Origin of the sequence: Kitasatospora sp. NPDC048722, from assembly GCF_040650235.1 — a bacterium.
Taxonomy (GTDB): Bacteria; Actinomycetota; Actinomycetes; order Streptomycetales; family Streptomycetaceae; genus Kitasatospora.
Map to the genome: position 1 here is coordinate 26727 of NZ_JBEZGX010000063.1, position 24153 is coordinate 50879.

The following is a 24153-nucleotide window of genomic DNA, read 5'->3' on the forward strand; positions in this document are numbered from 1 at the left end:
GGCTGCGCTGATGTCCCGGTCCAGCCCACGCGGCATGCCCGGCGCTGCCAGGCCCGGACGCGCAGGGGCTTGGGGCCGTCCTTGACACCGCACGCGGAGCTCACCTGGCCGGTCGGCTCGAAACGGCCGGTCCTGTGCAGGGCGCGGCCGTAGTTGACGCTCTCGTACTCCAGTCGTGATCGCTTCGCCGTCGAGCCGGTGCACCGCGACCACACTCGGTGGCCGCCGGGGCGGCGAGGGGCGCGGCAGGGATCGGAAGGTGGCCGTGGTGGCCAACTCGGCCTGCGGGTGGTGGCCGGTCCGGCCCGGACGGGACGTCGGTGTGTGCCGCGCGGGCCCCACCGGCGCGCGTGGGCGGATTCGGCAGCGCGGCGGGCCGGTGCTGAGTAGGCTGCCGGGGCCAGTGGGGCCAGGGGAGGAACGTGCTGATGACGATGGACACTTGTGCGGCGAAGGGCCACCGGGCGGCTGCGGCGGCGGTGCTCGTCCTCGGGGTGGCGGGCGTGCTCGCGGGGTGTTCCTCGGGTGGCGGGTCCGGGTCGTCCGGCTCGGCTCCGTCCACTTCGGCGCGTCCTTCGGCGAGTGCAAGTGCTCCGGCGCAGGCGGCACCGGCCCCCGTCACGAGCGCCCCGGGCGTTCCGGACGTCACAAGCACCGCGAGCGCGCGGCCCGTCGGCAACCGTCCCGCCGACCCGTGCTCGGTCCTGACGGACGACCAGGTCACCCGGGCCCTGGCCGCCTCGGCCCCGCTCCGCGCGGAAGGTGCGTCGACCGAGGTGGCGTGGGGCTGCACCTGGGGCTCCCGCCAGTCCTTCGTGAGCATCAAGGAGCTGGACGCGACCCGGTTCACGGCCATGACCACCGACGACCGGTCCGCCTCGTCCCCGGTGCCCGGGGCCGGGGACGACGCCGTCCTGCTCAAGGACAAGGAGGACGGCCGGATGCCGAAGGTCGTCTTCACCGTCGCCGGCCACCACTACAGCATCGAGGCCGTGGCCGACCGCCGCGAGCTCGGCGCCGTCAACGCCGCCCAGGAGGCCGCCGTCGAACAGCAGCTGGCCGCCACCGCGGCCAGGGCGCTGGCGGGCTGACCGGCCCTCACTCCTCCTCCTCGGCCCTGGACAGGGCGTCGGTGATCAGGCGGGTCGCGAAGTCGTGGTCGCCGCCGGACATCCGGTTGACGTGCTCGGCGAGCAGGGCGACCATCGCCTCCAGCGGGTTCATCTCGGCGTCCGTCCAGGGCCCGTACTGCGCGCGCCACAGGTTGGGGCTCAGGCCGCTGCCCGCGGCGATCAGCAGGCCGGCCATGGTGGGGACGACCTCGGGACTGAACGTCCTCGGCATCATCCGCATCGTCGTCACGAGGGTCGGCACGACGTGTTCGACGACGTCCTTGTCGTGCTCCTCGCAGACCGTCCGCATCCAGCTCATGTACATGTAAACGAGCGTGCACGCGCCGTCCAGCAGCTCGGCGAACTCCGCGGGGCCCAGCGACGCGGCGAACTCGTCGAGCATGCGCTGGCGTTCGGGGTCCGCCCCGGTCCTGCCGTCGTAGATCGCCTTGAGCCGGGAGTCGATCACCATGAGCGCCGTGCTCACGTCGCCGACGGGCGCGAACTGGGGGTCACAGGGCGAGGGCGACGATGACACGGGACTCCTTGTGCAATGGCCAGGGCCGGTGCGCGGCAGGACAGTTCGTAGGGTAGGCGCACCGCCCGGCCCCGGTCCGGCGAACCACCGCTCCCCCGGCGCGGGGCCCGCGGCGCGCGCCGGGCGCGCGGGCCGGGGAGCCGGGTCAGCCGGCCGTGTGCTGCCGCACCGCCTCGATGAAGCCCCCGGTGGAGGGAGCGGACAGGGGGCGGCCGTAGTCGTCCGCGACCTGGTCCAGGGCGGTGAGCCCGGCCGCCCAGCCGTGCCGGTCGAGCCAGTGGTGGGTGTCGGGGCCCAGGCCGCCGCGCCACAGGGAGGTGACGTGGGCGAGCGCCGGGTCGTGCGGGGTGCGGCTCACGTCCCGGCCCCGTTCCAGCAGCAGCCGGCTGCCCGGGGCCGCCAGGGCGGCGACGGCCGTGAACAGGCCGGCCGCCTCCTCGGCCGTGAAGTAGACCAGCAGCCCCTCCGCGAGCCACGCCGAGCGCCGCGCCGGGTCGAAGCCGGCCGCGACCAGGCGCTCGGGCCACCGCGGGTCCAGCAGGTCGGCCGGCAGGGCGGTGCGACGGCTGCCGGGCACGGCGCCCACGCCGTCGAGGACCTTCTGCTTGAAGGCCAGCACCGGGTCCAGGTCGAGCTCGAACACCCGGGTGCCCGCGGGCCAGTCGAGCCGGTAGGCGCGCGTGTCGAGGCCCGCCGCGAGCAGCACGACCTGCTCCACCCCGTCCGCGGCGGCGGCCAGCAGGCGGTCGTCGTAGAAACGGGTGCGCTGGATGCCGTGCGCGACCAGGCCCTTGGCCAGCGCGCTGCGCTCGGGGCGGGAGGCGGCCGGCGCCACCTCGGCGGCGGTGAGGAACGCGGCGGCGTACGGGTCGACGAACAGCGCGTCGGGGCGGGCGCTCTCGTAGGCGCGCACCTTGGCGACGGACAGCGCGGTACGGGAGACCGGGCTCAGCTCTTCGGGGGTGTCGGTGGTCATATCGTGCAATGTATACGCCTGCCCGGGGGCGGTTCAGGGCCTGTTCGGAGCCGACGGCGTCGCGATTGCGGGTGAACGGGCGCGGCGCGTCGGCACGGTGACGCAGCGGATGCCCGGCGGGGCGCTAGGACGGGGAGATGCGCCTTCCGTCCCTGGCCGCGTTCCCCGCGGCGGCCGTGCTCCTCATGCTCCCCGGCACCGCCCACGGGCTCGCCCCCGTAGCCGCCGCGACGCCGTCGATCTCCCGCCCGTCACCCCTCACCGCCCCGCTGCCGGAGTACCGGTTCACCGGCGCCGGGTTCGACGCCTGCACGGCCCCGCCGTTGGAGGCGCTGTCCGTGTGGCGCACCGCCTCGCCGTACGGCGCGGTCAACATCTACAGCAGCGGCGGCCAACGCGGCTGTGCACAGCCCCGGCTGACGCCGCAGTGGGTCGCCGAGGCCCGCGCGATGGGCTGGAAGCTGGTGCCCACGCACGTCGGGCTCCAGGCGCCCTGCGCCGAACGCGAGGACAAGCCGCTGCGGATCGACCCGGCCCGCGCCGAGGAACAGGGCGGGCGGGAAGCCGACGAGGCGGCGGCGGCCCTGCGGACGCTGGGCCTGGGCGCGGGCAGTCCCGTCTACCTGGACATGGAGGCCTACCCCGGCGACGATGCCGAGTGCAGCCGCGCGGTCGTGGACTTCACCGTCGGCTGGACCGAGGCCCTGCACGCCGCCGGCTACCGGGCCGGCTTCTACTCCAGCCTGAACTCCGGCATCGCCGACATCGTCGACGCCGCCCGCAGCGGCCGCGCCCCCCTGCCCGACGCCATCTGGTACGCCCGCTGGGACCGGAACCCGACGACCACCGGCCAGCCCGGCCTGCCCGACGACCTGTGGACCGGCCACCAGCGCATCCACCAGTACCGCGGCAGCGCCGACGAGACCTACGGCGGCGTGACCCTCAACATCGACCCCGACCAGCTCGACGGCCCGGTGGCGGGCGGCGCCCGGGGCGCGGACGGCTGAGCCGTCCCGTCGGCGAAAACCCGGTCGCAGCGGGGCCGGTGCACGGACCGGACTGGCCGGACGGACACCCGCCGCCCCTGCCCCTGCCGCGGCCACCTCGTCTTCGACGCCGAGGACGGCTGGCCCGGCTCGTTCGCGGTCTGCCCGGTCCGGCGGGTGGTCATCGACGTGGGTGCGGTGCGCGACGTGCGGGGCCTGCACGCCGTCCTGAAGCGGGAGCTCGGGTTCCCGTCGTTCTACGGCTTGAACGGGGACGCGTTCCGGGACGCGGTCACCGGGCTCGTCGTGATGCCCCGCGAGTTGGTCTTCACGGGGTGGGCGGAGCTCGGAGGCACCACCCCCGTGGGTGCCTCCGAGCCGCGCCGGCTGCTCAGGCGGTACGGGACGACGTCGCCGGGCTTCCGCGTCTCGTACCGCCTGTGATCGTGGGGGTCAGTCGGCGGGCTCGACCTCCGGCTTGTCGACGACGGCCGAGGTGAGGACGGCCGAGGCGTAGTCGTAGCCCTTGCCGTTGCCGGCGCCCGGGGACGGGGTGCCGGCGGGCGGGAGGCCGTCGGGGCCGGCGGGCGGGAGGTCGGCGAGGAGGACCTCGCGCACGCCGAGGAAGGCGCCGGTGGTCTTGTCGAAGATCAGGGCCACGCGCATGGTGCCGTTGGTGCCGACCACCGCGACGCCGTGGCGGCCTGCCGCGTCCGTCTCGTCGGCGACGACCGCCGTGCCGGGGATCTTCGCGGCCGCCTCCATGAGCGCCGCGGCGACGGCGGGCGGCGCCGCGATGTTCTGGAAGATCATCTGGACGTCCCCGAAGGCGAACTGGTCGTACAGCTTCGGCGTCATCGGGATGCCCGACACCATCTTGGAGCGGTCGGCGGAGAGCAGTTGCTGCAGGAGCTGCTGCGGGTCGGTGGGCAGGGAGGCGACGAACTCGTAGGTCGGGGCGGAGAAGCCCGCCGTCCGCGGGGCCCCGGAGGCGGTCGAGAGCGTGGCGGGCCAGTCGGTCCGTCCGCCGCCCATCGTCGGGTCCAGGATCAGGCCCTGGGACCTGCCGTCGACCGACCTCCACGACTTGCGCTCGTGCTTGGTCTCGCGGGCGCCGTCCTGGATCTCGCGCCGGTAGACGAACTGGGCGCCCTTGGCGCCGGGATCGGGGCTGCCGGCTGCGGCCTTCGCGGCGCGGGCGAGCAGGCCCGCGGGGTCGGTCGGCTCCGGGAGCGGGGTGGCGGTGGCGGTGGGGCTGGGGCTGGGGGCGGACGAGGCCGACGGGGCCGGGGCCGCCGGGGCGGAGTCGCCGTGGTGGCGGCCTGGGATGGCCAGGGTGACGGCCGCCAGCGCGCCGACCGCCAGCGGGGAGGCGACCAGCCACACCAGCCTGCGCCGCGGCTTCGGCGCCTTCGCTTCGGAAGCGATCTCACTCATCAGGTGCTCCTTCAGGAACCGTTGGCGGTCGGCGGGGAGCAGCTCGGGCGAGTTGTTCATCGGATTTCCTCCTGCAGCTCCTGCAGCTCCTGCAGCGACCGGGCGGCCTCGAAGCCGCCGACCCGTACCTGTCCGGTGGCGGGAGCGGGTTCCCGGCGGTGTGCCGACTCGTTCAGCTCGGTCTCGGCGAGCGTGCGCAGCCGGGTGCGTGCCCGGGACAGGCGCGAGCGCACGGTGCCCACCGGGATGCCGAGGGCCTCGGCCGCCGACGCGTAGTCGAGCCCGACCCACACGCAGAGCCGGAAGACTTCGCGCTCGGACCGGCGCAGTTCTGGCAACGCGCTTCGTACGGCGGCCAGTTGGGCGCTGTCGTCGATGCGGGAGACAAGTTCGTCGGCGAAGTCCGGTACGGTCTCGCGTTCGGCGAGGCGTGCCATCGCCGCGCGGTGGCGCCGGGCGGCCCGGGCGGTGTTGCGCAGCACGTTGGTGGCGATGCCGAAGATCCAGGGGCGCAGGTCGTCGTCGCCGTCGTGCAGTTTGGCGCGCAGGCGCCAGGCCTCCAGGAAGGTCAGTGACACCGCGTCCTCGGCGGCGGCCCAGTCCCCGAGGGTGCGCAGCGCGTAGCCGTACACGGCTTGGGCGTGTGCGTCGAAGACCTCGCCGAGCGCGGCCTGGTCGCCGGCGCGCAGGCGCGCTCGTTGTGACAGTTCCATGCCCCCTCCTGTCCGCGGGCCGCACGGGGTTCCGTGTGAGCCGCGTCACGCACGCGTGGCTGACGGGTGCTCGGCGTCGATTCTCCGGGTGGGCGGACGGGTGCGGGTGTGCCGGGGTGCCGGCGGTCGGTCGCCGGGCACCCCGGGCGGACGGCGGGTGGAGCGGGTCAGAAGCTGTAGAGCTCGTGGTCGTCGTCGTGCAGGACGCCGTCGAGGGCGCTGTCCGGGACGTGCTGGGCAACGTCGCCGTGCGGGAGCGTGTCGCGCGGGCCGTCCGGGATCACCTCGGCGGTTTCGTCATCCACGACGGTTCCGGCAACGCCCTGTGGGCGTCGAACACCTACCGGGCCTGTCCGGGGGCCGAAGGCTACCGGGCTGGCCCGGCCGGTCGGCCGTTGACAGGGGCGCCGCCACCTCGCCGTTCGAGGTGGCGGCGCCCCTGCGCGTCCGGCGGGTCAGCGGGGGGCGGGCAGCAGGTCGTCGGTGGTCTGGGCGGGGCGCAGGAGTTCGAAGTGCACGGTGCCGTCGGGGTCGACGGTGAAGCCGTGGACGGCGGGCTCGGGCAGGCTGTTGTACTGGAAGTGGGTGGTCGCGTAGTACGCGCCGGTGTCGAGGAGGGCGACGAGGTCGCCGGGTTCCAGGAGGGGCAGCGGCCGGGCGCGGGCGACGAGGTCGCCGGCGAAGCAGCAGGGGCCGGCGATGTCCTGGGGGACGGGGTCGCCGTGCTTGGCGGCGCCCGAGGGGTGGTGGGCGGTGATGCGCAGCGGCCAGGCCTCGGGCATGAAGACGGTGCGGGTGGCGACCTGGGCGCCGGCGTGGGTGAGGGCGATGTGCCGGCCGCCGGCGGTCTTGGTGTACTCGACGTGGGCGGCGATGAAGCCGTTCTTGGCGAGCAGGGAGCGGCCGAACTCGGTGACCACGCGGAATCCGCCGCCGAACAGGGCCGGGGCGTGGGCGCGCAGCCGGTCCGCGTAGGTGGCGTAGGTGGGGTCGGTGGTGTCGTCGGCGAAGTTGACGGGCAGTCCTCCGCCGATGTCGATGCCGGTGATCTGGCGTCGTCCGAGTGCGTCGTTGACCTGCTCGGCGAAGGCGACGGCCTTGGCGACGCCTTCGGCCATGAGGTCGAGGGGGCAGCCCTGGGAGCCGACGTGGACGTGGATCCAGGTGAGCCAGGGGTGTGCGCGGTAGGCGGCGAGGAGGCGTTCGGCATTGCCGTCGTCGGCGAGCGGGATGCCGAACTTGGAGGTGGCGGTGGCGGTCGACATCGCGCCGATCGTGCCGGCGCCGATCTGCGGGTTGATCCTGATGCCGAGGCGGGAGCGGGACGGGCGGGTGCGCAGGAGGGCGTCGACGCGGTCGAGTTCCTGCCAGTTGTCGATGTTCAGCGCGACGCCGAGTTCCAGGGCCCGGGCGAGTTCGCCGCGGGTCTTGGCCGGGGCGTCGTAGACGATCCGCGCGGGGTCGAAGCCGGCCGCGAGCGCGTGGGCGAACTCGCCGGGGCCGGCGACCTCGCAGCCCATGCCGAGGTGGCGCAGCCGTTCGAGGACGGGGACGAGGCAGTTGGCCTTGGCCGCGAAGGTGTGCAGCGCGTCGACGGAGTCCGGGAAGGCCCGGTGCAGGGCGGTGACGCTCGCCTCGACGCCGTCGAGGTCGACGAAGGCGGCGAGCAGGGCCTGTTCGGGGTCGAGGAGTCTGCGCTGGACGGCTTCCTTCAGGACGTGTTCGCGGCGGGCGGCCGCGGGGTGGCCGGACGGCCGGCGAGTGGTCATGATGCCCCGCTGGGTGTCGTCGGTGGGGCCCGGGAGGGTTCCGTGGGGCCTGGCACCAGGCTGCCAGGCCCTGGGGGATCGCGTCGTGGCCTGGGCTGCGACCCGGGCGGGGCGCCCCCGGCGCGGGGTGGGGAAGGGGGTGACGTGGCGTCAGTGGTTCGGGCCGGCCCCCGCCGGGGTGATCCGGTACATCACGGCGCCGTGGCCCGGCACCTCGGCGCCGATGGCACCGGCGGTCTCGCCCGTGGTGTGTTCCCAGAGGTCGCGCAGGAGGTAGTGGTCGGCGGCCGGCAGGCCGACGGCGGACGCGGTCGTGGAGATGACGGCGCGCTCGGCGTTCTCGTTGAAGAGCGTGACGGCCACGGAGCCGTCGGCGAGGGGCTTGGCCAGGACGTCCAGGCCGTTGCCCAGGGCGACCGGACGGCCCTGCTTGCCGAGCGGGTCCTGGTCCACGGCGATGACCTCGGTGTTGCCGAGGATCGCCATGGTCGCCGGGGTGGCCCTGGTCAGGTCGGTGCCGGCGAGCAGCGGGGCGGCCATGGCGGCCCAGAGCGAGAAGTGGGCGCGGTCCTCGTCGGCCGTCATGCCGTTGCCGACCTCCAGCGCGTCGGGGTCGTTCCACGCGCCCGGCCGGGCGCGGTCCGCGAGCTGGACGTTGACGTGGAAGATCTCCAGCATCCGGCTGTACGTGGGTTGGATGTCGTCCGTGGTCCGCCACAGCTGCCCGATCTCGGCGCCCCAGTCGGCGACGTCCTGTTCACCCCAGTTGCAGAGGCTGTAGACGATCGGGCGGCCGGTGCGGGCCAGGGCGTCGCCCATCGTCCGGTAGCGCTCGCGGGCCGGGGTCGGCTGGTTGCCCGGGCAGCTGTCGTACTTCAGGTAGTCAATGCCCCAGGAGGCGAAGGAGTCCGCGTCCTGCTGCTCGTGGCCGAGGCTGCCGGGGTAGTGCGCGCAGGTCTCCACGCCGGCGCTCTCGTAGATGCCGAGCTTGAGGCCCCTGGCGTGGACGTAGTCGGCCACGGCCGCGATGCCGTGCGGGAATTTGACCGGGTCCGGCACGAGGTGCCCGTCGGGGCTGCGCTCGTGGGTCATCCAGCAGTCGTCGATGTTGACGTACTCGTAGCCGGCCGCCTTCAGGCCCGTGTCGACGATCGCGTCGACGGTCTGCTCGACGAGTTGCTCGCTGACCTCGCAGCGGAAGGCGTTCCAGTCGTTCCAGCCCATGGGCGGGGTGGGGGCCAGGGCGGCACCGGCCGGCGCCGCGGCCGGCGCCGCGGCCGCCGGGGCGACGGCGCAGGGCGCCACGCTCAGCACGGCCGCGAGCGCCGTGACCCAGAGTTTGCGCATCGTTCCTCCAGTGGGACCGGGAAGTGGCAAGGAAGCCGCAAGGGGGTTTCCGAGGGCGGAAACTGATGCTTCGTAATCTGCTGACGCCGGAGGGACGTCAACCGCGGATCCCCCCATGACCACCCGAACGTGTCGTCCGCAGGTCCGGGCGGGCCTGCGGCCGGGCCGGCGAAGGGGCACCCCGACTCCGACGTGCGGCGCCGGGACACCGGCCGCCGGGCCGCCGGACTGTCAAGGGCACAACCGGAGGGGCGCGTTCGGCAGTAGCCTCTAACAGCTCGTCAACAACGGCCTAATCAGCAAGAATTGGAGATGACGGTGGCCGAAGGACTGCCCGCTGCGGGGGACGGTGGCGGGGACCGCGGGCCGGGGGCCCGGCTGCACGAGCGGGAGGCCGAGCTGCGGTCTGCCGGGCAGGCGATCGGGGCGCTCACCCGGACCGGGGACGGGCCCGGCGGCGGCGCGTCGGGGGAGGTGCTGCTGTACACCGGGGCCGCCGGACTGGGCAAGACCACGGTGCTGACCGAGGTCCGGCGCGAGGCGGCGGGCGCGGGCTGCACCGTGCTGTTCGCCCGGGGCGGGGAGCAGCGGCGTCACGAGCCGTTCCACGTGGTGCGCCAGCTGGTGCAGCCGGTGCTGGCGGGCCTGTCCGACGGGGAGCGGGCGCGGGTGCTGGGGCCGTGGGAGGACATCGTGGGCCCGGCGGTGGGACTGCTGCGGCCCGGCGGGCAGCTCGACCCGCAGGGGGTGCGCGACGGGCTGGACTTCGTGCTCACCCGACTCGTCCAGCTGCGCCCGCCGGTGGCGGTGATCGTCGACGACCTGCACTGGGCGGACCCGGAGTCGCTTGGCTGGCTGGCGGGCGTGGCGGTGCGCGCCCGCGAGCTGCCCGCCCTGCTGGTCCTGGCCTGCCGCGACGAGTTCCCCGACGGCGTCCTCGCCCTGGAGCGCGCGCTGGCCGCCGCGGCCGACCGGTGCCACCGGCTGCGGCCGCTGCGGCCCGCCTCGGTCGCGCACCTGGTGCGCGAGGCCCTGGGCGCCGGAGCGGAGGACGCCTTCTGCCGCGACGTCTGGTCGGTCACCGCCGGCAACCCGTACGAGACCACCGCCCTGCTGCGCGAGGTCCTCGACCAGCAGCTCGACCCGGTCGGCGAGAACACCGAGCAGCTGCGCGAACTCGCCGCCAACGCACGGGGGATGACCCTGCGGCACTGGCTCGACAAGCTCGGCCCCACCACGCTGCGCTTCGCCTGGGCGGCGTCGATGCTCGGCACCGACATCCGCCCGGAGCTCGCCGCCGCGATCTGCGCCCAGAGCCCGGACACCGCCGCCGGATCGGTGCGGGAGCTGCGCCGGCACCGGGTGCTGACCAGCGCGCCGGGAGGGCGGCTGGAGTTCGTCCACCCGCTGGTGGCGACCTCGCTCTACCAGTCCATGCCGCCGGCCACCCGCACCGGGATGCACGGGGTCGCCGCCGTCGAGGTGGAGAACGCGGGCCTCGGCCTGCTGGCGGCCTCCCGGCACCTGCTGGAGCTGCTGCCCGAGGGCGACGGCGCCATCGTCGCCAAGCTGCGCCGCGCCGCCCGCGAGCACCTGGCCATCGGCGCGCCGGAGGCCGCCCAGCGCTGTCTGCGCCGGGCCATCAGCGAACCGCCCGCCGACGAGGACCGGGCCACGGTGCTCTACGAACTCGGCTGCTCGGCCCTGCTCACCGACCCGGCGACCACCGTCAACCAGCTGCGCCTGGCGCTCGCCGAGCCGGAGGGGCTGGGCCCCGGGGTGCGGGTGGACGCGACGTTCCGGCTGGCCCAGGCCCTCGCCCACAGCAACCGGCTCGACGAGGCGGCCGCGGTGTGCGCCGAGGAGGCCGCGCGGACCTCGCCGGGGCCGGGGCGGCTGCGCCTGGAGGTCGCGCACTTCATGTTCGCCGTGTTCCAGTCCGTGGACGAGGACGGGCCGGGGCGCTCCAAGCGGCTCGCGGAGTTCGCGCGGATGCTCGACACGGTCGGCCTGGCCTTCACCGACGCCCTCACCGACGCCGGCAGCGGCAGCGGCACCGACGTGGACGTGGACGTGGACGAGGTGCAGCTGTTCGAACAGGACGGCCTGGCCCACGCGGTGGCCGTGCTGCGCTGCTGGGACCTCACGCTGCGCGGCGCCGACCGGGAGCAGGCGCTGGCCCTGGCCGAGTCCGCGCTGCCGCACGGCCGCCTGCCGTCCAGCCTGGGCTGGACCAACACCACCTGGGGCTTCGAACTGCCCGGCATCCTCGGCATCAGCTACCTGTACGCCGACCGGGTCGACCGGGCCGAGGAGCTGTTCACCGAGGCGGTGCGCGCCTACGAGGTCGCCGGGTGGAGCGGCGGTCACCTCGGCTTCGCCCACCTGCTGACCGGCATGCTCCGCTTCCGCTGCGGTGCCCTCGCCGAGGCGGAGGACCATCTGCGCCGGGCGCTGCGCATCGCCGGGCGGATCGGCCCGGGGATCCCGCTGCACTGGGACGCGGTCGGGGCGCTGGCCGAGACGCTGGCCGCGCGCGGACGGCTCGCCGAGGCCCTGGAGCTCGCGCAGAAGCACGGCTTCGGCCCGCCGTACCCGAGCGTGATGGTCCTGCCGGACGCGCCGACGCTGTACGGCCGGCTGCTGCTGGCCCGGGGAGACGCGTCGGGGGCGGCCGAGGCGCTGGCCGCCGCCGGCGCGGCCCTGGACGCGCGCGGGTGGCGCAACACGGTGTGGGCGCCGTGGCTCGGCCACCTGGCCCGCGCGGTGGCGGGCGACCAGCCGGAGCGGGCCCGCGCGCTGGCCGGGGAGGCGGTGCGCCGGGCCAGGGAGTCGGGCACGGACTCGGCGATCGGCAGCGCGCTGCGGCTCAGTGCCTCGGTGCACGAACGGCCGTACGCCGCCGAGCTGCTGGAGCAGGCCGTGCGGCACCTGGAGCGCTCCCCCGCCCGCTACGAGCACGCGGTGGCGCTGGTCGACCTGGGCGAGGCGCTGGGCACCGGGTCGGGCGCGCGCGACGCGCTCGCGCGCGGGCTGGAGCTGGCCACCCGGTGCGACGCCGACGGCCTGGCCGACCGGGCGCGGGCCCTGTTGGGCTGATCGACTTCCTCCCCGCGCCAAGGCACGGGGATTCCGGCCGCGCGTGCCGCGGGGGCTTGGCCCCGTGCGTGTGCGCGTGGCCGGTGGTTGGCGTTTCACGGACCGGCCAGTGCCGGCGGTCTGCGGCACGTAGTTCATCCACGTCCCACGCCGCCGGTACTCCCGCCGCTGCTCAAGGGCAGTGTTCCGCACCGACCGGCGCAGGTCACCAAACATCTCACACAACTCGTCCTGCGCCACGTCGAGTTCAAGCCGGTACCGACGGCCGGACAGCACGGGAACACCCCCGCCCGGTTTGCCGCGTTCAACAGAGTGCACGTCACTGACAACCCGGCGACCGTCGCCGCTTCGCGGCTCCGGGCCAAGGATCAAAAGGGGAGTTCGACCGTCAGGGGCCGGTGGTCGGACACCGCGCTGCGCCGGGCGCGGCCGTACGGGGTGAGGGCCATGCCGCTCACCAGGATGTGGTCGAACTGCACCAGCGGGCGGTGCGAGGGATACGTCCGGGCGCGGACCGCATCGCGCCAGGCACCGTTCCGCTCCCCGGAGTCGTGCGGCGCGGCGAGCAGTTCGGCGGCGCTCAGGACGGTGCGCGGGATGGCGCCGACCAGGTTGAGGTCGCCGAGCAGGACGTGCGGGCGCGGCAGGTCGGCGATCCAGCGGCGCAGGAACAGCAGCTGGCGCACGTTCTGCCCGGGGACGGTCGACAGGTGCGCGGCCCCCACCGTGAACGGCCCCCGCCGTCCCTCGACGACCGCGGCCAGCGCCGCGCGCGGCCGGTCGCGGGACCAGACGAGGCCTTGCTTGCCGGGTATCCGCAGCGGCACCGCGATCGGGGCCGGCGCGAGGCGCGCGGCCCGCCACGCGCGCACCGGCAGGCGCGAGAGCAGCGCGACGCCGTGCGAGGGGCCGCCGTCGTCCGGGTCCGCGTCGTCGGGCCCGTACACCCGCAGCCCCGGACGGGACGGGTCGAGGAGCCAGCCCCGCCCGAGGACGGCGTGGCCGTGCAGCGCGGAGGCGTAGCGCCAGTGGCCGGCCGCCACCGCGCGGGCGACCGCGCCGGCCTGGTCGACGCCGCCCGAGCGCTCCTGGAGCCGGTCGACCTCCTGCAGCGCCACGACGTCGGCGTCCAGCGCGGCGACGGCCTCGCACAGCGGCCGCTCGGGAGCGGGCATGTCCCGCATGGACGCCGGCCGCCCGTCCGCCCCGACCGGCCTGCCGTGCAACACGTTGAACGTCGCGAGGCGCACCCGCGCAGTCGTCGTCATGCCCGGGACGCTACCGCCTCCCGTGCCGGGACCGGACGCCGCGTCAGCCCTGCGCCTGACCGGGGACGGTGAGGGGCCCGACGCCGGCCATGACCCAGGACGGGAAGTGGGCGAGGGGGATCGCGGCCGAGGCGGGCGCGTCCGGGCGCACCGATCCGGCCGGGAAGAACGCCACCCAGCAACGCCGGCACAGCCAGCCGGCCTGCCACACCCGGATGTGGCGCTGCCAGAGCGCCTGCCGCTCCGGCAGGCCCTGTTCGGCGGCCCGGGTGCGCTTCTCGCGGCTCTTGGCGTGCACGACGAGGCCGACGGCCGCCAGGATCCCGGGCAGGAGGAACACGCCGAAGATGCGGCCCGCCCGGTAGGCGGCGCTGTAACCGTCCAGGTCCCCGGTGGAGTTCAGCAGGGAGACGATGCCGAGCATGAGGAGGGCCCCGGCGATGGAGAGGAGCACGATCGAGGCGGTGTGCATGCGGATGCGGACCGGCCCCGGCTCGGGCGGCGGGGCCAGCAGCGCCCTCACTCCCCCGTCGAGGCGGACGTCCGCCAGGGCTTGCGGCACGGGGACGCACTCGTCCGGTGCGGCACACTGGGGGCAGGCCACGGCCATGGGTCGATTCCTCCTGAGTGTCAGCGGGTCGTGCGCACGCTTCGCCGGCCGGGTGCTCATGGTTCCCCCCATGGAGCGCTTCGGGGCCGAACGGCCGCGCGCAGGCGGACACTAGCAGCGCCTTCACGCGCGCTCAACGTCGATTGAACGGCAGCCCGCGGATCATCGGATCCTGGGCGGTGCCGCGTCACCGGGCGGCGGCGGCCCGCGCGCGCAGGAGCTTCTTGTCGGGCTTGCCCGCGTCGGTGAGCGGCAGCTCGGACAGGAACGAGACGTGGGCCGGCTCGTGCAGCGGGCCGCGCCGGGTGCGCACCAGGGCGCGCAGCTCCTGCGGGTCGGGGCGGCTGCCGGGGACGGGGACGACGACGGCGTGGACACGTTCGATCCGGTTGGCGTCGGGGGCGCCGAAGACCGCGCTCTGGTGCACCTGGGGGTGGGAGTTGAGGATGTCCTCGACCTCGGAGGTGTAGACGTGGCCGGCGCCGGTGTTGATGAGGTCCTTCAGGCGGTCGACGATGTAGAGGTAGCCCTCGTCGTCCAGGTACCCGACGTCGCCGCTGTGCAGCCAGCCGTCCCTGACGGTGGCGGCGGTCAGGTCGGGCTGCTTCCAGTACCCCTGCATCAGGCTGTCGGAGGCGATGCACACCTCGCCGTGCCGGCCGGCGGGCAGGTCGCGGCCCTGCTCGTCGCGGATCGCGACCCGGTGGCCGGGGGCGATCCGGCCCACCGAGTGCAGCAGGTGCGGGCGGGCCGGGTCGTGGTCGCCGGTGTCCAGGACGCTGACGATGCCCGCCTCGTGCTGCCCGTACAGCTGGACGAGGACCGGGCCGAAGCGGCGCAGCGCGTCGGTCAGGCGGGCCGGTGAGGCCTGGCAGCCGCCGTAGGTGAGGCGGCGCAGGCTGGCGGTGTCGGTGTGCGCGGAGTCCGGGTGGTCCAGCAGCTGGTAGAGCAGCGGGGGCATCAGGAAGACGTCGGTGATGCGCTCGTGCTCGATGGCGGCGAGGACGGCGGCCGGCTCGAACCCGTCGAGAAGCACCGCGCTGCCGCCGGCGCGCAGCACCTTGTCGGTCAGCTGGCCGGCGGCGTGGGCGATGGTGGTGCACACCAGCAGGCGCGGCGGGCCGGCCGGGTCGTCGGCGGGCAGGTCGGGGCCGAAGCGGCGGACCTGTCCGTAGGTGATGCAGATGCCCTTGGAGTGGCCGGTGGTGCCGCCGGAGTGGCGGATGGTGCGGACGTCCTGGGGGCGGGCGCGGCTGGTGAAGGGTTCGCCGCTCTGGGCGGCGGCGAGGGCCAGCAGGTCGGTTCCGGCCGTGCTCTCTCCGGGGCCGAGGACGAGGACGTCCTCGACGGGGGTCTGCGCGGTGATCGCGGCGGCGCGCTGGGCGTGGTCGGGGTCGACGATCAGCGTGTGGGTCTCGACGTCGCGGACCATGGCGGCCTGGGTGTCGGCCGGCAGCCGGGTGTAGAGCTGGTTGGCGCGGCAGCCGACGAGGTTGGCGGCGTAGCGCGCGGCGATCGCCTCGGGCCGGTTGCCGGTCAGCAGGGTGAGGGTGTGGTGGCGGTCGACGCCGCGGGCGCGCAGGGCGCGGGCGAGCCGGTGGGTGAGGTCGCGCAGCTGCCCGGCGGTGGTGACGCGTCCGCGGTGGAGCAGGACCGGGCGGGCGGGGTCGGTGGCCAACTCGTCGAGGATGTCGACGACTTCGGTGCGGAAGGGCGGGATGGTCGGCATGTGTTCTGCGCCTCGGGTCAGTGGTGGGCGAGGGGGCGCGCGTCGACGGTGGGGTGCTCTTCGGTGAGCAGGGAGTGGGCGAGCACGCTGTAGAGCGTGTCGTTGGGTCCGTCGGCGATGCGCAGCCCGCGGATGTCGCGCAGGCGCTTCTCCTGGGGGGTCTGCTTGGTGTAGCCCTCGCTGCCGTGCAGCTGGAGGGCGAGGTCGACGGCGCGGTAGGCGGTGTCGGTGGCCAGGGCCTTGGCGGCGGAGCAGGCGGCGACGTCGGTCTCGCCCCGGTCGATGCGCTCCAGCAGGGCGAAGCACCACGCGGTGGCGGCTTCGACCTGGGCGGCGACGGTGCCCAGGCGGGCGGCGACGGAGGGGATCGCGGCGAGCGGCATCCGGGCGACGGTGCGCGCGCGGGTGCGGGCCGCGGACTCCTGGATCGCGGCGGCGGCTGCGCCCAGGCAGACCAGGGACATCATCAGGCGCCAGGCGGAGAAGTGCGCGTCGAACATCCGGCGGCCGTCGCCGGGGGCGCCGAGCAGGTGGTCCTTGTCCAGGCGGACGTCGACGAAGTGCAGGTGGCCGAAGCTCCAGCCGCGCATGCCCATCGGGTCGGTGGTGTCGGTGAGCACGCCGGCGGCGTCCGTCGGGACCCAGACGGCGGACAGCGGCACCTCGCGCAGGTCGGTGCTCTCCAGGTCCGCGCTGTCGACGAGTTTGGCGAAGACGACGAAGCCGTACGCCTCCTCGACCCGGCTGATCAGGCCCTTGGAGCCGGAGAGCGTGTAGTGGTCGCCGTGGTCGACCAGGACGGTGCGAAAGCCCCGCAGGTCCGAGCCCGAGTGCGGTTCGCTGGAGGCGATGCCGGCCAGCTTGCCCGCGCCGACGACCTGTTCGCGGGTGTCGCGGACGAGCGCGGGCGAGCCGTGGCGCAGCGGCATCGCGGCGTGGCCGGTGCTGAAGATCTCGCGGGCGTCGCAGTCGCGCTGGCCGGCGAGGAACATGGCCATGCCCTGGGCGACGCGTCCGGTCGTGCCCGGTTCGTCCGGTCCGTCCGGGGCTTCGATGTCGATGCCGGTGAGTCCGGCGGCGGCGGCCCGGGCGCGCAGGGCGAGCCAGTCGGGGCGGGGGTCGCCCTCGCGGACGGGTGAGGGCAGGTGGGTGTCCAGGAAGGCGGTCAACCTGGCTTCGAGTTCGAGGAGTTCGGGGCGACGGAGCAGGAGCGGGCTGATGCCGGTGGCGGGCATGGGTGGGCTTCGTCCTTGCGGAGTGGGTCGGCTGGGGGGCGAGCGCGGCGGGCGGCCGGGGGCTGTCAGAGGCTGAGTGCGGCGGGCGGCTGGGTGCGCACGGCGTCGTTGAGCTTGGCCTTGTCGTGGCGCTCGCCCTTCTTCAGGTGCTTGATCACCAGCAGGCAGGGCAGTCCGAAGGTGCCGCCGGCGAACTCGCGCGGGCGGCTGCCCGGGACGGCGACCGTCCACGGCGGCACCTCGCCGCGGCTCAGTTCCTCGCCGGTGGCGGCGTCGATGACGGGGATCGTGTCGGTCAGCAGGGCACCGGCGCCCAGCAGGGCGCCCTCGCCGACCCGGGCGCCGCTGTAGACCATGGAGCGGGCGCCGATGAAGGCGTCGTCCTCGATCACGACGGGCTTGGCCATCGGGGGTTCGATCATGCCGCCGAGCCCGACGCCCCCGGACAGGTGGACGTTGCGGCCGATCTGGGCGCAGGAGCCGATGCCGACCCAGGAGTCGACCAGGGTGCCCTCGCCGACGTAGGAGCCGATGCCGATGTGGCTGGGCATCACCACCACGCCGGGCTCCTGGAAGCTGCCGCGCCGGATCACCGCGCCCGGCGACACCTGGACCCCGTCGATCGTGCTCTTCAGCGGGATCTTGTCGGCGCAGTGGAACGGGCCGAACTGCGAGGGCTGCGGCGAGGCCTGCTTGTAGAGCAGCAGGATCGCGTTCTTCAGCCACTCGTGCACGACGAACTCGCCGCCCACCGGCTCGGCCACCCGCGCGCGGCCGCTGTCGAGCAGGCCGATCGCGGCGTCGACGGCCGCCACCGCCTCGGCGGACTGCAGCGACACCTCGTCGCGGCGCAGCCACAGCTCTTCGAGTTCGCTCTGCAGGCTCGTCACATCGATGCCGCGATCACCCATTGCCATTCCCCGCTCAACAGATTTTCCAGGTTTTCCAGGTCGGGAGCCGGCCCGCACGAGATTCCCCCGGGTGCGGCCTCCGGCTGCGTCGCGTGGCACCCGTCATTTCCCCGGGGCGTCCGCACGCGACAACGGCACGCCGAGTTACCTGCTGGTAACGGCGCGCCGAAGTCACCCTGACATACCTGCGATTCGTAGATCAAATCGCGCATGTAGGCATAGATGTTAAGGTTGAAAAGTAAATTTTTGCCCTGATCATAGGGCTGCTTGGAGTTCGGCGGACCGGGCTCAGGCCGGGGTCTGCCGATCCGGCAGAGCCGGGCGTCCCGTCAGGCGCAGGGTGTCGGCCTCCAGGTACCGGCGGGAGTTGCACCCCCACTCCAGGTTGCCGCGCATCCACGCCTTCAGGCCGTCGGTGAACGTGCCGACGGCGGCCCGGTCGGCCTCCCCCAGCCCGTGCCAGCTGCCGCACAGCGCGGTGAGCGACTCCTCGGCGCGCAGGAAGACCCCGACGTCCCGGGCGACCTTGCGGTACACGTGGTCGATGGCGTCCTGCATCCCGCAGCCCAGCTCCCGGCCCACCGCCAGCACGCCGTTGGTGACCTCCCCGACGGCGAGCTCCTTCCGCAGCGACAGGACGTCGTTCACCCAGACGACCACGTCGGCCGCCTTGTTGACCATCGTGCGCAGCTGTTCGGACTCGTGGAGCAGCGCCGGGACCTCCTGGCCGGCCGCGTACTCCAGCAGGTCCAGCGAGGGGGTGATGCCGCCGGAGGCGCGGCGCAGCTGGGTGTAGCCGCTGAGGGCGGGGACGTGCCGGCGCTCGCGGTTGGCCGCCTCGTAGCGGAAGGCGTCGAGGAACTGGCCCATGTGGCCGATGAACCGCAGCTGCCACTGGAGGCTCTGGCGGCCGGCCATGCGGCGCCACACCTCGGCGAGTTCGACGGCGAGCGGCGGCATGCCGTGGGCGCGGGCGGCCCGCCGGTTTCCCCGTGCTGACGGTCCATCGGAGATCATCGGGAGGGCGGCGAGCATCCGCAGGGTGGTGCGGGTGTGGCCGGCGGCCCGTGCGGCCTTGGCGCACTCGCGGCCGTCGTAGAGGTCGTCGATGACGAAGGCCCAGGTGAACCAGCCGGCGAGGGGGGCGAGCCGCTCGGCGCGCAGGTGCGGGTAGCAGCGGGCGATGAGTTCGCCGAGGTGGGTGTCGGCGAGGCGCTGGCGGGCGCGCGGGCCGTCGACCAGGCCGTAGCGGTCGGCCCACTCCAGGATGAGGCGCTCCAGCTCCTGGCGGTGGGGGGACATGCGGGGCGGCAGGCGGTACAGGACGTGGCCGGGGTCGGGCAGGAGGCGCAGGTCGCACGGGACGGGCGGGAGGGGCGGGAGGGGTGTCATGCCGTGTTCGGCTCCTTCTGGCGGTCCGCTGCGGCGTGGTTCAGGGGCGTCTGGCGCTCAGGCGCAGGCGCAGCGGGGCCGGGTGGATCACGGTCCAGGGGCGGGGTTCGACCAGGTGCGGCAGGACGGGCCCGGGCCTGGGCCGCAGGTGCCAGCGGGAGGCGATGACGGCGAGGGCCAGGGTGATCTCGGTCAGGGCGTAGACGTCGCCGATGCACTTGCGGGCGCCGTAGCCGAAGGGGACGTAGGCCTGGCGCGGGAGTTCGGCGCGGCGCTCGGGCGACCAGCGGCCGGGGTCGAAGCGTTCGGGGTCGGGGTAGAGGTCGGGGCGGTGGTGGAGGAGGTACGGGGAGAGGAGGACGGGGGTGCCGGGGGTGAGGTGCTCGCCGGCGAGTTCGACGGGTGCGGTGACGGTGCGGCTGTAGAACCAGGCGGACGGGTAGTAGCGCAGCGTCTCGGCCACCACGCGGTGGGCGAGGTCGAGGCGGGCGAGGTCGGCGGGGGTGAGCGCGCGGGTGTCGGCGGGCGCGGGCAGGACGGCGCGGGCCTCACGGGCGACAGCGTCGGCCAACTCCTCGTCCCGGGACAGGAAGTGCAGGGCCCAGCCGAGCGCGGAGGCGGAGGTGCCGATGCCGCCGGTGAGCATGGTGACGACCTGGTCGCGCATCTCGCGGTCGGTCAGCCCCTCGCCGATCATGAGGGCGAGGAGGTCGTCCTGCGTGGCGTCGCTGCTTTCGCCGCTGGTGCCCCGACGGGCGGAGATCGCGCCGTCGACCTCCCGGCTCACGGTGCGGCAGGCGTGACGGAAGCGGCGGTTGCCCGGCGTCGGCAGCCGGTCGAGCAGGGCGAACGGGTAGCGCATCTGCCGGCCGATGCCCGCGTGGAAGTCCGGGTAGACGGCGGCGATGCGGGCCACCGCGGCGGAGGAGCCGTCCGCGGAGAACATCGTGCGGGTGATGATGCGGGCGATCAGCGGGTAGGCGTGCCGCTCGACGTCGATCACGGCCCCGTCCGACCAGCCGCCCGCCGTGGCGAGGGCCTCCTCCAGCATCACCCCCAGGTACCGCCCGAAGGCCTCCGCCCGGAAGGCGGGCTGGAGTTGACGGCGCTGGCGCCGGTGCACGTCGTGCGGCGTGGAGCCCAGCCCGTCCCCGAGGAAGGGCCGCAGCTTGTCGAAGAGCGGCCCGCCCTTGTCGAAGTGCCGGTTGTCGGTGAGGACGTGCTGGAACAGCTCCGGCGTGCACACCATCACCGCCCGCTGCGGCCCGAGCCGCAGCTCGACGAGGTCCCCGTGCGCGGGCAGCGAGCGCAGGAACGGCAGCGGATCACGGAACAGCGCCGGAACGTGCCCGAGCAACGGAACCGCCCCGGGCGCCCGCCCGGCACGGTGGACGGGAGCGGCGGTCACGGCAGGTGCAGTCATGTCTCCCCATTCGACGACGGCCAGCACCCCGGCCGGCCGGGACGGGACCCCCGGCCGCCGGAAGGCAGTCAATCTGGCACCGCCCGAGGGGAGTTGAGAAGCCCGGGACACCCCCGAATATCTGTCCTAGGACGCTTTCCAGCCGGTGCGTCACACCCTGTCACCATTCGTCCGGCTGCTGCGGGGCAAGGGTCAGAGACACCTGCTCCCTGACCATGTCGACGTCGAGGACCTGCACCGTGACCCTGCAGCCGACCGGGATGGTGGCGTCGGTGATGGCCGCGGTGAAGCCGCCGATGTCGACGAGGGCGGCGCCCGAGGCGGTGGCTCCGGTGACGGTGCCGGTCACCTCCTGGCCGGGGGTCAGGGTTTTCAGCAGGGCCCAGTCGCGGTCGCCGGGGGCCGGGTCGGTGCGCCAGCGGGCGCGCAGGACGCCGTCGGGGTCGGGGAGCACGGCGGTGAGCACGGGGGTGCGTTCGTCGAGGTACATCGACAGGGCCGCGGCGGCGCGGGCGCCCGCGATGCGGGCGGCCACGGCGGCGAACTCCTCCTCGTCGGCGACCGTGCTGGTGATCCGGCCGTCGTCGTCCTCCCAGACGAACTCGATCCGGCCCTCGTCCGGGAGGCCGGCCAGGACGGCGGCGACGTCGGGGGAAAGGCCGGGCCACACGGCCAGTTGTGCGCGCGGGGCAAGCCGCGCGCGCACCGCCTCGATCGCGTCGTCGTCGGTGAGCCGGTGCCAGCGGGAGACGTTGCCGACGGGCATCTCCTCCAGGAGCCCCGCCCGTCCCTTCGCCACGCACCAGCGCACCCTGGCCCAGAAGACCTCGTCGGCCGGTCGCTGTTCACCGGGCTCGTCGGGGTCGTCGTCGTACGGGGAGGCGTCCACGGGCTCCGGGAACAGCCCCATCGCCCGGGTGCGGGCCACGGCCCGCTCGCAGGGCCCGGCCGTACCCACGTACAGGTACTGGTCGTATCCGACGTGGACGGTGAAGCCGTCGTCGGTCTCCAGGCAGCACCAGGCGCCGTTGTCGCGCAGCATCGCCCGCACCAGTTCCAGGGCGACGGGCAGTACCACCATGGCGCCGTCGTGGTAGCCGGTGAGGTCGGGCGGGAACAGCCCGGCGAGGCCGTGGCCCTCGATCGCCGGTTCCAGACCGAAGTGCGTGAAGCCGGGCGCGAGTTGGGGCTCTCGGATGTCCAGGTGCCGCACGCCGGCGTCCTCCGCGAAGGCGGCGACCGCGGCGAGGTAGGCCGCCTCGACCGGCCCGTGGTCACTGGCCGAGTCCAGCGTCCCGGTGTAGTGGCCCCACTCGTTGCGGTCGGCGGGGTCGTACTTGGTGATCCGGTGGACGTGCCGGCGGGGAGAGCTCACCGGGTCATCCTGCCGGAACCGGACCGGCCGAGGGCGGCCGGGGCCCGTCACGGGACAGCACCGGCGTGCGTCGCAGCGATATGCCCTGCGCCCGTGTCCTCTCGGGCTGAAGCCGAACACGGCCCCGCCCGGTCGGGAACGGCCCGGACAGGGACCACGGCCCCGGACCCGGGTCCGCACGTGGCATCATCCGGTCCGTGATCAATCCCCGTCCGCGCCCCTCCACCGCTCGTGCGCTCTTCGCGCTCTACGCCGTCGTGCTCGTGGCCCTGGCCGCGTGGCACTCGTTCCACCCCTGGAGCGACCCGCTCGACGGCTCGGCCGCGCTGCCGGCTCTCGCCTTCGCCCTGGCCGCCCCGGGAGCGGTCCTCCCCCTCGTTGCGAGCGGCATCGGCGCCAGGGTGAGCGCCCCGGTGTTCGATGCCCTCGTCATCGTCGTCGCGCTCGCCGAAGTCCTCCTGCTGCACCGGGCCGTGCGCTCGCGCCGGTCGAAAGCCACCGCCGGCGGCCGGACCGTCCGTTGAGCGCTCGCTGAGGCGCCCTCCGCCGCGAGGCACACCGGCCCAGCCGAAGTCGGGGACGGGGTGGCCCGGGGCGAGGGCCGCCGCGATGCGCTGGGCGATGGTGTGGGCGCTGTGGTCGGCCGGGGCGTTCGGGCCGTTGGTGGTCGAGACGGCGATGGCCAGGTGCTCGCGGGGAAGGTAGTCCTGGAAGCCGATTGACTTCCCCTCCCCGGCCTGAAGGCCGGGGAACACTGCCTCTGCGAAGTGCATCGCGGAGGCGACCGGGCCCCATGATCGACTCGCCGAGCGCGGTGGTGCCGGGTGTTCGGTGGCCGGAAGCGGCTCGGCTGGGCGGGTCAAGGTGGCGGGCGGGCCGTTTCCCCGGGGCGTCGGCGGGTGAGTCCTTGCCGCCGGGGCGTTCCCGTCCCCTCACCGGATCGTCGTTCGGAGGACCCGCCGTGCCGCTTCGCTCTCGCCGCCGCCCCGGGGGCGCACTCGCCGTCCTGCTCGCCACCGCCTCGGTGGTGCTGGTGCCCGCCGTTCCCGCCTCGGCCGGGGGCGGTCACGGGGACGACGGCCGGGCGCTGCGGGGCCCGGCTGCAGGAGCTGGTCGACCGTCCGGACGGGCCGCCCGGGGCGATCGCGGTGCTGCGCGACGGCGACCGCGTGCGGGTGGTGCGGGCCGGGGTGTCGAAGGTCGGCACCCGCCGCCCGCCGGAGCCCACCGACCACATGCGGCTCGCCAGCGCCGCGAAGGCGTTCAGCGGCGCGGTCGCACTGCGGCTCGTCGACTGCGGGCTGCTCGGCCTGGACGACACCATCGCCGAGCGGCTGCCCACGCTGCCCGCCGACTGGGGCGCGGTGACGCTGCGCCAGTTGCTCAACCACACCAGCGGTCTGCCGGACTACAGCATGGCGCCGGGCTTCGTCGACGTCATCCTCGCCGATCCGCACCACGTGTTCGACTCCCGGCACCTGCTGGACTTCGTCGCCGGTGACCCCCTGGAGTTCGCCCCCGGCACGCGTTACCAGTACTCCAACTCCGACAACATCGCCGTCGCCCTGATGGCCGAGGCCGCCACCGGGCAGCGCTACGAGGACCTGCTCGGCTCCCAGGTCTACGCTCCGCTCGGGCTCGAGGGGACCAGCCTGCCCTCCGGTTTCGAGCTGCCCGGGCCCTACCTGCACGGCTACGCCGTCCAGCCGCCCCACCGGGTGGAGGACGTCAGCACCCGGTTCGGCGCCTCGGGCGCCTGGGCCTCGGGCGGGCTGGTCTCCACCCCTCAGGACTTCAACACGTTCGCCGCCGCCTACGCGGGCGGGCCGCTGATCAGCGACGCCACCCGCCTGGAGCAGCGCGCCTTCGTCGCCGGGGCCTCCGAGCCGGCCGGCCCGGGGGCCAACCGGGCCGGGCTGGCGATCTTCGAGTACACCACCCGGTGCGGCGTCGTGTACGGGCACACGGGCAACACCGCCGGCTACACCCAGTTCGGCGCGGGCACCCCGGACGGGCGGCGCAGCGTCACCGTGTCCGTCACCGAGCAGGTCAACCAGCGGAACAGCCCGGAACCGCTGGAGCGGCTGCGCGCCGTCGAGGAGGACTTCGTCTGTGCGCTGCTGGAGGGGTAGGGCCGGCTAGTACTCCAGTATGACTTCGTGATCTATCCGGTTGAAGGACTGTCGAGTCGTCGTCGGTAGTGGCTGCGACGGGCGGTGACCTGGTGGTGTCC

The 24153-nt window shown here is 74.4% G+C and carries 19 protein-coding genes and 2 pseudogenes; 6 read left to right on the forward strand and 15 right to left on the reverse strand.

The features are described from left to right. The first annotated feature begins 428 nt into the window (after nucleotides 1-428). Complete coding sequence (locus AB0C76_RS33810; protein WP_359972988.1) at nucleotides 429-1091, forward strand: hypothetical protein; 663 nt, start codon at nucleotides 429-431, stop codon at nucleotides 1089-1091. Between the two features lie 7 nt (nucleotides 1092-1098). Here AB0C76_RS33810 and AB0C76_RS33815 read toward each other — a convergent pair whose 3' ends face one another. Continuing rightward, the gene (locus AB0C76_RS33815; protein WP_359973029.1) at nucleotides 1099-1584 is read right to left on the reverse strand and encodes a hypothetical protein; all 486 of its coding nucleotides are present in this window, start codon (nucleotides 1582-1584) and stop codon (nucleotides 1099-1101) included. A 211-nt stretch (nucleotides 1585-1795) separates the two neighbouring features. Beyond that, nucleotides 1796-2626 (reverse strand): SAM-dependent methyltransferase, encoded by an 831-nt coding sequence (locus AB0C76_RS33820; protein ID WP_359972990.1) that lies wholly within the window; start codon nucleotides 2624-2626, stop codon nucleotides 1796-1798. Between the two features lie 137 nt (nucleotides 2627-2763). Between AB0C76_RS33820 and AB0C76_RS33825 the strand changes: the two genes are divergently transcribed. Both AB0C76_RS33825 and AB0C76_RS33830 read left to right on the forward strand, forming a co-directional pair. After that, a complete protein-coding gene (locus AB0C76_RS33825) occupies nucleotides 2764-3633 on the forward strand; it encodes a DUF1906 domain-containing protein (protein WP_359972992.1) in 870 nt (289 codons plus the stop codon). A gap of 156 nt (nucleotides 3634-3789) precedes the next feature. Then, nucleotides 3790-4056 (forward strand): barstar family protein, encoded by a 267-nt coding sequence (locus AB0C76_RS33830; RefSeq protein WP_359972994.1) that lies wholly within the window; start codon nucleotides 3790-3792, stop codon nucleotides 4054-4056. A gap of 9 nt (nucleotides 4057-4065) precedes the next feature. Here the strand turns inward: AB0C76_RS33830 and AB0C76_RS33835 are convergent, their stop codons facing one another. The 5 genes and pseudogenes from AB0C76_RS33835 to AB0C76_RS33855 form a co-directional block, all read right to left on the reverse strand. Next, complete coding sequence (locus AB0C76_RS33835; protein WP_359972996.1) at nucleotides 4066-5109, reverse strand: CU044_5270 family protein; 1044 nt, start codon at nucleotides 5107-5109, stop codon at nucleotides 4066-4068. Further along, nucleotides 5106-5762: a sigma-70 family RNA polymerase sigma factor gene (locus tag AB0C76_RS33840; RefSeq protein WP_359972999.1), complete on the reverse strand. Its 657-nt coding sequence runs from the start codon at nucleotides 5760-5762 to the stop codon at nucleotides 5106-5108. The genes AB0C76_RS33835 and AB0C76_RS33840 overlap by 4 nt, the downstream gene beginning before the upstream one ends. Nucleotides 5763-5929: 167 nt before the next feature. Beyond that, nucleotides 5930-6067, reverse strand: a complete 138-nt coding sequence (locus tag AB0C76_RS33845; protein ID WP_359973001.1) for a hypothetical protein — start codon at nucleotides 6065-6067, stop codon at nucleotides 5930-5932. 150 nt (nucleotides 6068-6217) lie between these two features. After that, on the reverse strand, nucleotides 6218-7531 hold the full coding sequence (locus AB0C76_RS33850; RefSeq protein WP_359973003.1) for a diaminopimelate decarboxylase: 1314 nt from the start codon (nucleotides 7529-7531) through the stop codon (nucleotides 6218-6220). A 177-nt stretch (nucleotides 7532-7708) separates the two neighbouring features. Continuing rightward, nucleotides 7709-8878, reverse strand: a pseudogene (locus tag AB0C76_RS33855) (glycoside hydrolase family 27 protein); the annotation flags it as partial. Nucleotides 8879-9190: 312 nt separating this feature from the next. Here AB0C76_RS33855 and AB0C76_RS33860 point away from each other — a divergent pair. After that, the gene (locus AB0C76_RS33860; RefSeq protein WP_359973005.1) at nucleotides 9191-11977 is read left to right on the forward strand and encodes an AAA family ATPase; all 2787 of its coding nucleotides are present in this window, start codon (nucleotides 9191-9193) and stop codon (nucleotides 11975-11977) included. A 368-nt stretch (nucleotides 11978-12345) separates the two neighbouring features. Here the strand turns inward: AB0C76_RS33860 and AB0C76_RS33865 are convergent, their stop codons facing one another. From AB0C76_RS33865 to AB0C76_RS33900, 8 genes are all read right to left on the reverse strand, one after another. Continuing rightward, on the reverse strand, nucleotides 12346-13245 hold the full coding sequence (locus tag AB0C76_RS33865) for an endonuclease/exonuclease/phosphatase family protein (protein ID WP_359973007.1): 900 nt from the start codon (nucleotides 13243-13245) through the stop codon (nucleotides 12346-12348). A 43-nt stretch (nucleotides 13246-13288) separates the two neighbouring features. Continuing rightward, complete coding sequence (locus AB0C76_RS33870) at nucleotides 13289-13855, reverse strand: hypothetical protein (protein ID WP_359973009.1); 567 nt, start codon at nucleotides 13853-13855, stop codon at nucleotides 13289-13291. A gap of 187 nt (nucleotides 13856-14042) precedes the next feature. Next, nucleotides 14043-15584: an AMP-binding protein gene (locus tag AB0C76_RS33875; protein ID WP_359973011.1), complete on the reverse strand. Its 1542-nt coding sequence runs from the start codon at nucleotides 15582-15584 to the stop codon at nucleotides 14043-14045. A gap of 17 nt (nucleotides 15585-15601) precedes the next feature. Next, entirely contained in the window at nucleotides 15602-16819 is a 1218-nt protein-coding gene (locus AB0C76_RS33880) for an acyl-CoA dehydrogenase (protein WP_359973013.1), read from the reverse strand. 65 nt (nucleotides 16820-16884) lie between these two features. Continuing rightward, a complete protein-coding gene (locus tag AB0C76_RS33885; protein WP_359973015.1) occupies nucleotides 16885-17730 on the reverse strand; it encodes a 2,3,4,5-tetrahydropyridine-2,6-dicarboxylate N-succinyltransferase in 846 nt (281 codons plus the stop codon). Nucleotides 17731-18018: 288 nt separating this feature from the next. Continuing rightward, nucleotides 18019-19122, reverse strand: coding sequence for a hypothetical protein (locus AB0C76_RS33890; protein ID WP_359973017.1), 1104 nt, complete (start codon nucleotides 19120-19122; stop codon nucleotides 18019-18021). A 40-nt stretch (nucleotides 19123-19162) separates the two neighbouring features. Next, nucleotides 19163-20545, reverse strand: a complete 1383-nt coding sequence (locus tag AB0C76_RS33895) for a cytochrome P450 (protein WP_359973019.1) — start codon at nucleotides 20543-20545, stop codon at nucleotides 19163-19165. A gap of 160 nt (nucleotides 20546-20705) precedes the next feature. Then, complete coding sequence (locus tag AB0C76_RS33900) at nucleotides 20706-21920, reverse strand: RNA-binding protein (protein ID WP_359973021.1); 1215 nt, start codon at nucleotides 21918-21920, stop codon at nucleotides 20706-20708. Between the two features lie 197 nt (nucleotides 21921-22117). On the opposite strand from AB0C76_RS33900, the gene AB0C76_RS33905 reads away from it, so the two are divergent. Next, nucleotides 22118-22444 carry a hypothetical protein gene (locus AB0C76_RS33905; protein ID WP_359973023.1) on the forward strand — a complete coding sequence of 109 codons (327 nt, stop codon included), beginning with the start codon at nucleotides 22118-22120 and terminating at the stop codon, nucleotides 22442-22444. Nucleotides 22445-22950: 506 nt separating this feature from the next. Next, a pseudogene (locus AB0C76_RS33910) lies at nucleotides 22951-24052 on the forward strand (serine hydrolase domain-containing protein). Nucleotides 24053-24153 lie beyond the last annotated feature (101 nt).

Excerpts from the sequence above, each read along its gene's own strand:
- AB0C76_RS33810 (WP_359972988.1), top strand. The coding sequence starts at position 429 with ATGACGATGGACACTTGTGCGGCGAAGGGCCACCGGGCGGCTGCGGCG.
- AB0C76_RS33815 (WP_359973029.1), bottom strand. The coding sequence starts at position 1,584 with ATGGTGATCGACTCCCGGCTCAAGGCGATCTACGACGGCAGGACCGGG.
- AB0C76_RS33820 (WP_359972990.1), bottom strand. The coding sequence starts at position 2,626 with ATGACCACCGACACCCCCGAAGAGCTGAGCCCGGTCTCCCGTACCGCG.
- AB0C76_RS33825 (WP_359972992.1), top strand. The coding sequence starts at position 2,764 with ATGCGCCTTCCGTCCCTGGCCGCGTTCCCCGCGGCGGCCGTGCTCCTC.
- AB0C76_RS33835 (WP_359972996.1), bottom strand. The coding sequence starts at position 5,109 with ATGAACAACTCGCCCGAGCTGCTCCCCGCCGACCGCCAACGGTTCCTG.
- AB0C76_RS33840 (WP_359972999.1), bottom strand. The coding sequence starts at position 5,762 with ATGGAACTGTCACAACGAGCGCGCCTGCGCGCCGGCGACCAGGCCGCG.
- AB0C76_RS33850 (WP_359973003.1), bottom strand. The coding sequence starts at position 7,531 with ATGACCACTCGCCGGCCGTCCGGCCACCCCGCGGCCGCCCGCCGCGAA.
- AB0C76_RS33860 (WP_359973005.1), top strand. The coding sequence starts at position 9,191 with ATGACGGTGGCCGAAGGACTGCCCGCTGCGGGGGACGGTGGCGGGGAC.
- AB0C76_RS33865 (WP_359973007.1), bottom strand. The coding sequence starts at position 13,245 with ATGACGACGACTGCGCGGGTGCGCCTCGCGACGTTCAACGTGTTGCAC.
- AB0C76_RS33870 (WP_359973009.1), bottom strand. The coding sequence starts at position 13,855 with ATGGCCGTGGCCTGCCCCCAGTGTGCCGCACCGGACGAGTGCGTCCCC.
- AB0C76_RS33875 (WP_359973011.1), bottom strand. The coding sequence starts at position 15,584 with ATGCCGACCATCCCGCCCTTCCGCACCGAAGTCGTCGACATCCTCGAC.
- AB0C76_RS33880 (WP_359973013.1), bottom strand. The coding sequence starts at position 16,819 with ATGCCCGCCACCGGCATCAGCCCGCTCCTGCTCCGTCGCCCCGAACTC.
- AB0C76_RS33885 (WP_359973015.1), bottom strand. The coding sequence starts at position 17,730 with ATGGGTGATCGCGGCATCGATGTGACGAGCCTGCAGAGCGAACTCGAA.
- AB0C76_RS33890 (WP_359973017.1), bottom strand. The coding sequence starts at position 19,122 with ATGACACCCCTCCCGCCCCTCCCGCCCGTCCCGTGCGACCTGCGCCTC.
- AB0C76_RS33895 (WP_359973019.1), bottom strand. The coding sequence starts at position 20,545 with ATGACTGCACCTGCCGTGACCGCCGCTCCCGTCCACCGTGCCGGGCGG.